Origin of the sequence: Veillonella faecalis (assembly GCF_024677885.1) — a bacterium.
Taxonomy (GTDB): domain Bacteria; phylum Bacillota; class Negativicutes; order Veillonellales; family Veillonellaceae; genus Veillonella; species Veillonella nakazawae.
The window spans coordinates 167,838-180,267 of record NZ_JALBWL010000001.1 but is presented as its reverse complement, the minus strand read 5'-3'; the positions used below and the strand labels follow the sequence as shown (position 1 = coordinate 180,267).

The window sequence follows — 12,430 nt, the reverse complement described above, 5'->3', positions numbered from 1 at the left end:
TTCCTCTCTTAATCTACATAATACTCATATCGTAATCATTTAATTATTGCTCATCATTGGAGTCTGAGAAATATCGCGCCTTAGCTTGTTCAGGGCTCATCAAAATTTCTCGAGCCTTACTACCCATACTAGGACCAACAATTTTAAGATCTTCCATCGTATCAACAAGGCGAGCCGCACGAGTATATCCAATGCGGAATCGACGCTGTAACATAGACACAGAAGCTTGACCAGATTCCATAACGAGATTAACAGCACGTTCTAATAATTCATCGCGGTAGATATCATTTTCTTCAGATGATTCTTTTTCGGTTTCCTTTTCAGCCTCTTGTGTAACAGTATCGTCATATTCTGGTTCACGTTGAGCTTTTACAAATTCCACAAGATGTTCGACCTCATCATCAGAGATAAACGCACCTTGTACACGAATTGGTTTATTAGCACCAATTGGAGCAAATAGCATATCCCCTTTACCAAGTAATTTCTCAGCACCCGCCATATCGAGAATAGTACGGGAGTCAATTTGAGAGCCTACGGCAAAGGAAATACGGCTAGGTACATTGGCCTTAATAGAGCCTGTAATAACGTTGACAGAAGGACGTTGCGTAGCAAGTACCATGTGAATACCTGCAGCACGCGCCATTTGTGCTAAGCGACTAATAGATTCTTCAATATCATCAGGAGCAGTCATCATAAGGTCAGCTAACTCATCGATAATTAATACAATCAATGGCATAGCCGCCTTAGGGTGCGCTTCGTTATAGCTCTTAATATCGCGTTTGCCAGATGCTGCAAAAGCTTTATAACGAGCCTCCATCTCACGAACAGCCCAACGCAATACAGCAGCTGCTTTTTTCATATCTGTTACAACTGGCGCCATCAAATGAGGAATGCCATTGTAGATAGACAATTCAACCATCTTAGGGTCGATTAATAAAAGCTTAACCTCTTCTGGTTTACGACTAAATAGAATACTTGAAATCAAAGTATTTACACATACAGATTTACCAGAACCAGTAGTACCTGCTACAAGCAAGTGAGGCATCTTCGCAAGGTCAGTAATAACAGGCTTACCTGCAATATCCTTGCCAAGACCTACCGGAATACCCCCACGAGCATCCTTGAAGTCACTACAATCAAGAACATCACGCAAATGAACGGCCTCTGTCGTCTTATTAGGAACCTCGATACCGATGGCGGATTTACCAGGGATTGGAGCCTCCATCCGAATATGTTGAGCCGCTAAGTTTAAGGCAATATCATCAGTTAAGTTGACGATACGGCTAACCTTTACACCAGGTGCAGGTTCAATTTCGTAGCGTGTAACAGTTGGACCTTGTGTAGCATTAACGACCTTAGCAGTAATACCAAAGTTACTCAATACATTTTCAAGCATCATTGCATTTTGCGCTACTTCTTCACCATTGCTTTGACTCCCCTTCCCTTTCGCCAAAATATCAAGGCTTGGGAAATGATAAGGTCTATCATAGGTACGATGAATTTGACCATCTTTAGATACTGCTACTTGTGCTGTATCTTCTGTAGTACTAATAGTAGATGGTACTTGTAAACTTATACCAGACATACCGGCACCAGCACTTACAGAACTTGCTGCAGCACCTGTTCCAGGTACAGCAGAAGCTATGGCAGCGTGATTAGTTTCCAATGGACTAATCGTTGTATTTTGATATGTAAACTTTGGTTGTTCCTCATGGTTATTCTCTACTGAGTCAGATTCATCTATATATCCTTCGTCTGGAGTATATGTATAATCCTCATCTGGAGTATATATATAGTCATCACCTGTAGATCTACTAGCATCAGAGAATTGATCAAAATCATCTACATCATAAGACTTCGCATCACCAGCATCTTCAGAAATATTCGCCAATTGTTCTGCTGCACGGTTGCGCGCTTCTATTTCAGCTAATTCTTTCCAAGATGTAGGAGCCTTTGGAGCTTCTACAGTCGTTACTGTATCCACCATAGGTTCATTATCTACAACCGCACTCGTTTCAAAGTTATCTCGGTCAGTAGTGATACCTCGTTTTTCAAGTGTATCTAACGCTTGATCTGCAGCATCAGCAAAGCGTGTATCCTTTTCCCTGTTATACGCTTTCCGTTGTTCTGCAGCTTCTTTACGTTGTTCATTCCAATCTTCAAAGACCTCTTTAGCTACAGCTACCTTCTCAGCAGCCACTTCTTTAGCTACATCTAAACCTACTTGTGTTTTATCCGCTGCCTTTTGCAAGCCACTTCGCAAAGATAAACGAGTGATCAGAATACCAAAAGCTAATAATAAGAACACATCTAAAATGATAGCCCCTAGCTCACCTAATAGGGTGCGAAGGAATGTAGCGATGGCACCACCTACTACACCACCTTGGTCAGCCAATTGTGTTGTGATTAATTCCTGCCCCTCAGGAACGCGCCACAATGGAACAAGGGCTAGCAAGAATAGGAAGAACAAAGTCATTACAACGCCCCGTTTAGTAACGGAAATAAATGTTCCTTTATACAATAATCGCCAGCCAATCCAGAACACACCAAGGCAAGGAATAATACCGCCTAGGCCAAAACCATAACGGAATATACCTGTTAAAATCTGTCCTACAAGACCGAGTTCAAACCCAAAGAATCCGAGCAAGGAAATAACTGCAAAGGCAATTACAATTAAGCCTTTAACTTCGCTGCGCAAGGAAAACCCTTGAGACTTAGTTTGCTGTTTTGTACTTGTTCGCTTTCGTCGTGTATTGCGTTTTTTGGTGGAAGTTTTTTCTTCTGCCATAAATCTATACAAACCCCTTACTTATATAACACTACTGTAAATTAACTTATCATTATATTATAGCATATATCGAAGTATTTAGTTAGCTTTTACGCCGTTTCTCCCAGTCACAAAGTAACTGTTCTTCCTTGCCTCTTTTAATACCATTGTAGTACGAAGCATCCATAAGAGGTGTTGGTAAATATTGCTGTTTTACATAGCCATTTGGATAGTTGTGGGCATACTTATAGGTGTTCCCATGACCTAGCTTGCTCGCCCCACTATAATGACTATCTTTTAAATGATCTGGCACCTGTCCACAATCCTTGTGGCGCACATCGGCAATTGCTGCATCGATAGCCAAATAAGCAGAATTACTTTTCGGTGCTAATGCTACATAACAAGCCGCCTCAGACAATATGATGCGAGCCTCCGGAAATCCTACCATATGAGCTGCTTGAGCCGCTGCATTGGCTAGAATTAAAGCTTGCGGATCTGCAAGGCCTACATCCTCAGCTGCACATATTACGATACGACGAGCAATAAAATTAGGATCCTCCCCCGCTTCAATCATACGTGCCAAATAATGCACCGTCGCTTGTACATCAGAGCCACGCATACTTTTAATAAAAGCAGAGATTGTATCGTAGTGGCTGTCACCTTTTTTATCATATGTGTAAATTCGACGTCCCACAACTTTTTCAAGAACCTCTATGGTTATAGTCCCTTCATCCGGTACCATAGCTGCAGCCTGTTCTAAAATATTCAACGCCATACGACCGTCGCCATTAACGAAAATCCCTACATCCTCTAGCACTTCATCGGTTACTTGTAAACAGCGTTTACCAAGACCTACCTCTTCATCTGTAATAGCACGACGCAAAATTTGACCAATCGCCTTTGGTGTTAAAGCCTCCAATGTTATGAGTCGCAAACGGGATAAAAGCGGTCTATTAACCTCAAAAAACGGATTTTCTGTGGTGGCACCAATGAGGATAATCGTACCATCTTCTACACAAGGTAATAACACATCTTGTTGGCTTTTATTGAAACGGTGGATTTCATCGAGGAATAATATAGTTCTTTGTTGTAATGACCGTACGCGCTTACGAGCATCCTCTATGATGTTACGCAACTCACCTATACCAGCATTGGTAGCATTTAAATTTACAAAATGACTGTTACTTACCTTAGCAATGATACCTGCTAGTGTAGTTTTCCCCGTTCCACAAGGCCCATAAAAAAGCATAGATGGAATGGTATCCTTCTCTACCATAGCACGTAAGAAGGTCCCCTTCCCTACGGCCTTCTCTTGACCGTATAAATGATCCAACTTGGTAGGACGCATACGCACAGGAAGTGGCTCATATGCATTTGTAGGCTCTAAATCAAACAAACTATCCATTCTATCACCTCAATTCACAGTATCTAAACTATTAATATCCATATTTCTAAACCATTGATGTTCTCATTATATGCCATTTTTACACGCAAAAAAGCCCCACCATGCCGTAATGTACCGCGTTTTGATCCTGCTTAGGGCAGGTGGGTGTCCTCCTCATCCTGCAGTTGTCCCGTAAGGGCGTAACGTTCAGACGAGAGTTCGGACTCCCGAAGTAAATGTGTTGGCTCAAAACTGCGATATCACACGCACATGGCAGGGATATCTTATACATAAATAGTATCAGAAAGATTGGTAATAAACAAGTCTTGACATTTGAATTTTAATCAATTCTTGCCTATGTTTTTACACCAAAGATTGCTCTTCTTCTTCCTCGATATCTGGTTTAATATGCAACTCTTTTAATTGTTTAGGTTCTACTTCAGATGGCGCTTGGCTCATAACATCAGAAGCAGATTGAGTTTTAGGGAATGCGATTACGTCGCGGATAGATTGACGTTTTGCCATCAACATAACAAGACGATCAAGACCGAATGCACAGCCTGCATGAGGAGGTGCACCATATTGGAATGCATCAAGCATGAAGCCGAATTTGGATTTTGCTTCTTCTTCAGACAAGCCAATAGCTTTGAATACTTTTTCTTGTACATCAGATTGGTAAATACGCAAGGAACCGCCACCGATTTCAACACCGTTCAATACCATATCATAAGCGATTGCTTTTACGCTGCCAGGATCGGATTCCAATTTATCAAGGTCTTCATGACGAGGCATTGTGAACGGATGGTGCATTGCAACATAACGTTTTTCATCTTCGTTATATTCGAACATAGGGAAATCAGTTACCCATGTGAATGCCAATTTATCTGGATCAATCATGTTCATACGACGTGCCATTTCAAGGCGCAATTCGCCCAATGCACGTGCTACAGTTGCTGGTTTATCAGCAATCATCAATACGAGGTCGCCACCTTTAGCGCCCATTTTTTCACCGATGTTGCGGATTGTATCTTCACCTAAGAACTTCATGATTTGAGACTTGATAGAACCATCTTCGTTGAAGCAAGCCCATGCAAGACCTTTTGCACCATAACGGTTTACATATTCAACGAGGTCATCAAGTTCACGACGAGGAATACCTGCATCACCAGGTACTACGATACCTTTAACTACGCCACCATTGTCGATAACAGAACGGAATACTTTAAATTCTGTATCTTTTACAAGATCAGTTACATCAGTAAAGGCCATGTCGAAACGAAGGTCTGGTTTATCAGAACCATATTTATCCATTGCTTCATCCCATGTAATGCGAGGCATAGGCAATGTAATGTCTTTGCCCAATGCATTTTTGAATACATGAGCAATCATTTCTTCAAGCATGGAGTAAATGTCTTCTTCATCTACGAAGGACATTTCCAAGTCGAGCTGAGTGAACTCTGGTTGACGGTCTGCACGCAAATCTTCATCGCGGAAGCAACGAACGATTTGGAAATATTTTTCATAACCAGCTACCATCAAGATTTGTTTGAAAATTTGTGGAGATTGTGGCAATGCATAGAATGTACCAGCATTTACACGAGAAGGTACTAGATAGTCACGAGCGCCTTCTGGTGTAGATTTAGTAAGCATTGGAGTTTCAATTTCCAAGAAATCGCGGCTATCGAAGAAGTCGCGCATTGCTTTTGTTACTTTGTGACGTAAAATCAAGTTACGTTGCATTTCTGGACGACGTAAGTCAAGGTAACGATATTTTAAACGAATATTTTCATCTACATCAATATCATCTTGGATATAGAATGGAGGTGTTTTAGCAGAGTTCAATACGCGCAATTCTTCACAGTACATTTCATATGCACCTGTTGGAAGATTTGGATTGATAGCAGCTTCATCACGTTTTGTAATTTTACCACGTACACAAAGTACATATTCGTTACGAACATCCTCTGCTTTGTGGAAAGATTCCACGTTATGATCTGGAGATGCCACTACTTGTACTACGCCAGAACGATCACGTAAATCCAAGAAAATCAAACCACCATGATCACGACGGCGTTCAACCCAACCACATAATACGACCTCTTTACCTACCTCTTGTTCAGAGATGGTGCCACAACCGTGCGTACGGTGTAAGCCTTGCATTGTTTCCATTCTAATTGTCATCCTTTCACCAAAGAAGTTATACGTTCAGAAACTGTATCGAGTGGTACAGTTTCTTGTTCACTAGTTTCCATGAATCGGATTATGGCTTCCCCACGAGCCAATTCATCATCACCCAATATGATAACATATTTTGCATTAATTTTGTTAGCATATTTTAATTGTGCCTTCATACTCTTACCCTGTCCGTCCATTTCAACGGATACATATGCATCATGTAATGCTTGGCAAATTTTGAAGGCCTCAACCTTAGCCGCATCACCAAGAGCTACTACGAATGCAGATGGCTCTACAGTTTGTTCCGGTAATAAGTTTTGTTTTTCAAGGGCTAATAATAAACGTTCCATGCCCATCGCAAAACCGATGGCTGGTGTATGAGGACCATCGAGTTCCTCTACAAGGCCATCGTAACGACCACCACCGGCTACTGCACTTTGAGCCCCTAATGGAGTATATTGCACCTCAAATGCTGTTTTTGTGTAATAATCAAGGCCACGTACTAAACGAGGATTTAATGCATATTGCACATTAGCAGCCGTTAAATAAGTTTTTAATTCTTCGAAGTAATCATGACATTCTTCACATAAATGTTCGTGAATTTCAGGAGCACCTACGGACAAGGATTTACATGTTTCATTTTTGCAATCCAAGATACGCAAAGGATTTTTATACAAACGTTCTTGGCAGTCACTACATAATTGTTCTTTTTTAGGTTCAAAGAACTCAATTAATTTTTCACGGTATACAGGACGGCATGTTGGACAACCTACAGAGTTAACCTCTACATTGAGGTCTTTAAGGCCAAAGTCTTTCAACAATTGTACGACCATGCAGATAACTTCACTATCCACTACAGGGGATTGAGAACCTAATACCTCTGCCCCGAATTGGTGGAATTGGCGGTAACGGCCAGCTTGTGGTTTATCATGTCGGAACATGGGCCCCATGTAATACCATTTTGTAAGGCCTTCTTTACCATATACTTTATTTTCTAAATAGGCCCGTACTGCAGATGCTGTATTTTCAGGGCGCAAGGTAAAGCTAGAGCCACCATCATCACCTGTAGTAAATGTGTACATTTCCTTTTGTACTACATCTGTAGTTTCACCGATGCCACGCAAAAATAATTTAGTATCTTCAAAGGCAGGTGTGCGAATTTCGTTGAACCCGTATACCTTACAAATTTCACGCATACGCTGTTCAATATAGTGCCAATTTATCATTTGCTCTGGCAAAAAGTCTTGTGTACCTCTTGGTTTTCTAATAGCCATTACACAACCTCCCAAAATTTTTTACAAATTCTATGTCGTTTCTCTAATAGTGCATCTATCGTTGCGTGGTAAACATCTACATCCTTTGGCATATGCTGTTTCAATTGACGATATTCAGGGGCCCGCATCCACTTAGATGAACTACCAGGTCCCATGGATAGAATACTTTGTCGCTCTTCCATAATCTGAATATTATATTCGCACGCTTTGCCAGGCAAGGTATAGCCGATATTCTCTAACTGTCCTCTCATATATTGTTGACGATATAGATAATATGGTACATAGCCAGCCGCTTCTAGATGCTCTTTACCATATTGTACCATGTCTGCTACGAGATGTTCCTCAGGGATATCATCTTGCATATTTAAATCATACAATGGACTACCACGTTTTAATGCTAACGTATGAATTGTAACATTTTCCGGCAAATTTTGACATACATAATCCATATTCTCTATCATGTTTTGCATCGTTTGATTTGGTAAACCGGCAATAAAATCCATATTTACCGCTAACGGCGTATTATGTTTGACATATTGTAACAACTCATCAATATCACGTGCACTATGTCCACGCCCTATGCGACGTAAAATATCATCTTGCATCGTTTGTGGGTTAATACTGATACGATTGACACCTAAATCAAGCATAGATCGTAACTTTGTAGGATTAACAGAATCCGGTCGCCCCGCTTCTACAGTAAACTCATGACCTTCAGGAACAAGTATAGATAGCTGTTTTAGAACTTGGTGAAAGTCTTCGTCCCCTAGCACCGTCGGCGTACCGCCCCCCATATAGATGGTATCTACCGTTAAGCCATAAGATTCAACAATAGTTTTCATATCCTCTATGTCCCGGTCTAAGGCAGTTAAAAATTGGCTTTTACCATCATAGTCCTGATAGAGTCCATACGGAAAGGAGCAGTAAACACAGCGGGTGTCACAAAAAGGAATGCCACAATAGAGACTCACCTTTTTATGGTCTGTATCAGCTAAAAATGGACGTTGGTATTCACCTATAGAGCCTAAAGTGGCAAGTTTTTCCATAGACACAGAAAACTCGTCCCTAATGTGACGAGTTGCTGTGTGGACAGAGCCATATGTATCTATATATTTATGTAGCAGCTTTGTAGGGCGTACACCGACCATAGTCCCCCATGGTGCATCAACTGGCAAGCCTTGATATTCACGCAAATAGCTTAACAAAGCTTGCCCTATTTGACGTCGTCCCATAGAGGAAACAGGGCCTTCAAAAGTCTGAACTGTCTCACCAATGGTAACTGTTAAGGTATACAATCCATCGACTTCATGAGCTTCAAGGATAACATCTGGATGCACCTTGTCAGAAAACAGGCCTGCAGCACCACAATTATGAGCCACTACAGAACCAAGCGGTAATGGTCCCGCATATAGATATCCATTAAGCATGGTGATGAGCCATACGTTCTAATTTTTCAAGTTCTGCTTCAGACATATGATTTTGGCAATCACTGCAATAACCATATACTTTCAATTGATGGTCGATAGTGCGGAAGTTCAATTTTTTAGCAATGATGGATTCTAGTGTTTCAAGCATATCATCTTCAAACTCGGATACTTTGCCACATTTTACGCAGATCAAATGATGATGGAAATGAGCGAACTCTTCATCATTTAATTCGTAACGGTTACGACCATCGCCGAAATCAAGACGTTTCAACAAATCAAGTTCAGTGAAGAGATCAAGTGTTCTGTAAATAGTAGCCAAGCCGATATCAGGAGCCACTTCTTTTACAAGTACATATACGTCTTCTGCACTTAAATGATTTTCATCAGCATCGATGAAGGCTTGTAAAATTGTTTGACGTTGTGTAGTCAATTTGTATTTTTTGTCTTTAATGCGTTCTTTTAATTTTTCTAATGTTGTATTCATGATAACTATCCCCTTTACTTCTTACAAAATTTTATAAAACCTACGCTCCAACGAATGGATTGTATTGTTTTTCATAACCTATATTTGTTTCCGGCCCATGACCAGGATACACCATAGTATTATCAGGCAACTTATAGAGCTGCGTTTTAATGGATTCCATTAACGTCTCATAAGAACCATTTGGAAAATCTGTACGTCCCACAGAATCTCTAAATAGTGTATCGCCTACAAATACAAGGCCTTCCATATAATAACATACCCCACCTGGCGTATGACCTGGCGTTTCAAGTACTTCAAGGTCAATAGCGCCACATGTAATATGGTCACCTTGCTTAACCTCGATGATATCAGCATTTACCTTAATGGGTGTAGGATTGCTATAGGCGCTGAGATTTAACTCAGGATCTGCCAAATATGGTACATCACCCTTTTGAATATATACAGGCACATGATATGTATCTACAATATCTTGAACGCCACCAATATGATCACCATGACCATGGGTTAACAAAATCGCCTTTGGTTTTAAATCATGTTTCTTTAAAGACTCTAATACTTCAGCAGTAGCAGGATCAATAATGAAAGCTTCTCCTACCTCTTTATCTCCGATAACATAACAGTTAGTCCCTAATGGACCTAATGGCATGCGCATAAGCACTAATTGTTGTTCACTCATTAAGCCCCTCCTTTACTACGTTGTACCGTATATACTTCACGAATACGACGCAACTTAGTCATAACAAAATCTAATTGTGAAATATCTCGGATATCAACAACTACATTGATACTTACGGTTTTAGTATCTTCTTGAACCTTTGCATTGATGTTTGTAATGGTGATTTTCAATTCTGAAAGTACAGCCATAACCTCCATCAACAGACCATTTCGATCATAAGCTTGGATATCGATGCCTACGTGGAAAGATTCACCAGAGGAACCATCCCAGGAGACCTCAATCATACGCTCTAAATCTTCTGGCGTATGCCCTAGACTCGTACAATCGGAGCGATGGATGGATACGCCACGACCACGCGTGATATAACCGATGATATCATCACCAGGTACAGGGCTACAGCATTTCGCCATACGCACCATAACACCAGCTTCGCCTTTTACAAGAACGCCTGTACCATTCTTGGTCGTTTTTGGACCTTGAGCTTTTAGTTTCTCAATGATTTGTTCAGTGCTGCGTTTAGACTCTTCTGCTTCTTTAGATTTTTTATACAGTTCAATTAACCGCAAGAGAACCGTGCTAACAGGAATACCGCCATAACCACAAGCAGCAAACATTTCCTCTTCAGTGCCAGCTTTCAGTTGTTTTGTAACCTGTTGGAGACGATTGTCAGCAATCAACTCTTTCCAGCTATAATTTAATCGTTTTGCTTCTTTTTCAAGAGCTTCTAAGCCTTTTTCAATATTTTCAGCTTTATTTTCACGCTTGAACCAGTTGCGTATTTTACTCTTACTTTCAGAAGAACCTACGATATTAAGCCAATCAAGGCTCGGACGGCCTGTTTTAGATGTAATGATATCTACGATATCACCATTTTGTAAGGTGTAATCAAGAGGTACAATTTTACCATTTACCTTGGCACCTACACATCTATGCCCTACATCGGTATGAACACGATATGCAAAATCTAGTGGAACAGAACCTATCGGCAATTTAACAACATCGCCTTTTGGTGTAAATACGAATACTTCACCGGAGAATACGTCTAATTTTAAAGCATTTACAAGCTCTGTTGGATTACTTGTATCTTGCCATTCCAATACTTGGCGCAACCACGCAACCTTTTGGTCGAAATCCTTATCGCCATTTTTATTGCCTTCTTTATAACGCCAATGCGCTGCAACACCGTATTCAGATACGCGGTGCATTTCCCATGTACGGATTTGAATTTCTACAGGTTGCCCCATGGTACCGATAACCGTAGTATGTAACGATTGATACATATTAGATTTCGGCATGGAAATATAATCTTTGAAACGATATGGCAATGGTTTCCACAAACTATGAGCAATGCCTAGTACCGCGTAACAATCAGGAATTGTATCAACGATAACACGAACTGCAAGCAAGTCATAGATTTGAGATAAATCGCGATTGTCCTTTTTCATCTTCTTGTAAATACTGTAGAAATGTTTTGGACGACCTTTGATATCCGCCTTAATATGAGCTTCGCCTAAAGCCTTAGTGAGTTGACTCATCGTATCATTTACAATGTCTTCACGAGCTTGGCGTTTTTGTTTCATTTGATCTACAAGATCATAGTATTTTTCTGGTTCTAAATACCGGAATGATAAATCTTCCAGCTCCCATTTCACATTGAAGATACCAAGGCGATGTGCTAAAGGAGCAAAGATTTCTAATGTTTCCTTTGCAATGCGCTTTTGTTTGTCGCTACGCATATGCTTTAAGGTACGCATATTATGTAGGCGATCACCTAGTTTAATAACAACGACGCGCACATCCTTCGCCATGGCTAAAATCATCTTCCGATAATTTTCCATTTGCCGATCTTCTTTTGTTTCATATTGGAATTGGTTTAATTTCGTTACACCATCAACAAGGAATGCTACTTCAGAGCCAAACATTTCCTCTAAGTCTTCCTTTGAATATGATGTATCCTCAACCACATCATGCATGAGTGCTGCCATAAGTGTGATATGGTCAATTTGTAAGTGTGCCAAAATATCAGCTACTGCTAGTGGATGCATGATATACGGTTCACCAGAAGCTCTAAGCTGACCTTCGTGAGCCTTATCTGCAAGCTCAAAAGCCTTTAATACTTGGTTACACTCATCATCTGTTAAATAGGTATGGATATACTCCATAAATTCAGCTAAAGCTTTTCCTTTATTAAAAGTGCTTTGTTCTACTAAAGCTTTGCCTTCTTCATTTACAGTTGTCATGGT

Annotated in this window: 8 protein-coding genes and 1 other RNA gene; all 9 read right to left on the bottom strand. The window is 40.5% G+C overall.

Features of this window, described 5'->3' with window-relative positions; genetic code table 11:
* Window positions 1-43 precede the first annotated feature (43 nt).
* The 9 genes from MOQ65_RS00835 to MOQ65_RS00795 all read right to left on the bottom strand — a co-directional run bounded on the left by MOQ65_RS00835 (window position 44) and on the right by MOQ65_RS00795 (window position 12,427).
* On the bottom strand, window positions 44-2,788 hold the full coding sequence (locus MOQ65_RS00835) for an FtsK/SpoIIIE family DNA translocase (RefSeq protein WP_257846370.1): 2,745 nt from the start codon (window positions 2,786-2,788) through the stop codon (window positions 44-46).
* Between the two features lie 82 nt (window positions 2,789-2,870).
* Window positions 2,871-4,172 (bottom strand): replication-associated recombination protein A, encoded by a 1,302-nt coding sequence (locus tag MOQ65_RS00830; RefSeq protein WP_257846369.1) that lies wholly within the window; start codon window positions 4,170-4,172, stop codon window positions 2,871-2,873.
* 89 nt (window positions 4,173-4,261) lie between these two features.
* A non-coding RNA gene (gene ssrS / locus MOQ65_RS00825) (6S RNA) lies at window positions 4,262-4,434 on the bottom strand.
* A gap of 80 nt (window positions 4,435-4,514) precedes the next feature.
* Window positions 4,515-6,320: an aspartate--tRNA ligase gene (gene aspS / locus MOQ65_RS00820; RefSeq protein ID WP_257846368.1), complete on the bottom strand. Its 1,806-nt coding sequence runs from the start codon at window positions 6,318-6,320 to the stop codon at window positions 4,515-4,517.
* An 8-nt stretch (window positions 6,321-6,328) separates the two neighbouring features.
* Entirely contained in the window at window positions 6,329-7,600 is a 1,272-nt protein-coding gene (hisS, locus tag MOQ65_RS00815; RefSeq protein WP_257846367.1) for a histidine--tRNA ligase, read from the bottom strand.
* Window positions 7,600-9,027 carry a coproporphyrinogen dehydrogenase HemZ gene (hemZ, locus tag MOQ65_RS00810; RefSeq protein WP_257846366.1) on the bottom strand — a complete coding sequence of 476 codons (1,428 nt, stop codon included), beginning with the start codon at window positions 9,025-9,027 and terminating at the stop codon, window positions 7,600-7,602. The genes hisS and hemZ overlap by 1 nt, the downstream gene beginning before the upstream one ends.
* Window positions 9,020-9,511, bottom strand: coding sequence for a Fur family transcriptional regulator (locus MOQ65_RS00805; protein ID WP_105085886.1), 492 nt, complete (start codon window positions 9,509-9,511; stop codon window positions 9,020-9,022). Before MOQ65_RS00805 ends, hemZ begins: the two co-directional genes overlap by 8 nt.
* 40 nt (window positions 9,512-9,551) lie before the next feature.
* On the bottom strand, window positions 9,552-10,187 hold the full coding sequence (locus tag MOQ65_RS00800; RefSeq protein ID WP_060923966.1) for an MBL fold metallo-hydrolase: 636 nt from the start codon (window positions 10,185-10,187) through the stop codon (window positions 9,552-9,554).
* Entirely contained in the window at window positions 10,187-12,427 is a 2,241-nt protein-coding gene (locus MOQ65_RS00795) for a RelA/SpoT family protein (protein ID WP_257846365.1), read from the bottom strand. Before MOQ65_RS00795 ends, MOQ65_RS00800 begins: the two co-directional genes overlap by 1 nt.
* Window positions 12,428-12,430: the final 3 nt, after the last annotated feature.

What these genes read in the sequence shown, in the direction of transcription:
- MOQ65_RS00795 (WP_257846365.1), bottom strand. Translation starts at nt 12,427, where the DNA reads ATGACAACTGTAAATGAAGAAGGCAAAGCTTTAGTAGAACAAAGCACT.
- MOQ65_RS00835 (WP_257846370.1), bottom strand. Translation starts at nt 2,788, where the DNA reads ATGGCAGAAGAAAAAACTTCCACCAAAAAACGCAATACACGACGAAAG.
- MOQ65_RS00800 (WP_060923966.1), bottom strand. Translation starts at nt 10,187, where the DNA reads ATGAGTGAACAACAATTAGTGCTTATGCGCATGCCATTAGGTCCATTA.
- aspS (WP_257846368.1), bottom strand. Translation starts at nt 6,320, where the DNA reads ATGGAAACAATGCAAGGCTTACACCGTACGCACGGTTGTGGCACCATC.
- MOQ65_RS00830 (WP_257846369.1), bottom strand. Translation starts at nt 4,172, where the DNA reads ATGGATAGTTTGTTTGATTTAGAGCCTACAAATGCATATGAGCCACTT.
- hemZ (WP_257846366.1), bottom strand. Translation starts at nt 9,027, where the DNA reads ATGCTTAATGGATATCTATATGCGGGACCATTACCGCTTGGTTCTGTA.
- hisS (WP_257846367.1), bottom strand. Translation starts at nt 7,600, where the DNA reads ATGGCTATTAGAAAACCAAGAGGTACACAAGACTTTTTGCCAGAGCAA.
- MOQ65_RS00805 (WP_105085886.1), bottom strand. Translation starts at nt 9,511, where the DNA reads ATGAATACAACATTAGAAAAATTAAAAGAACGCATTAAAGACAAAAAA.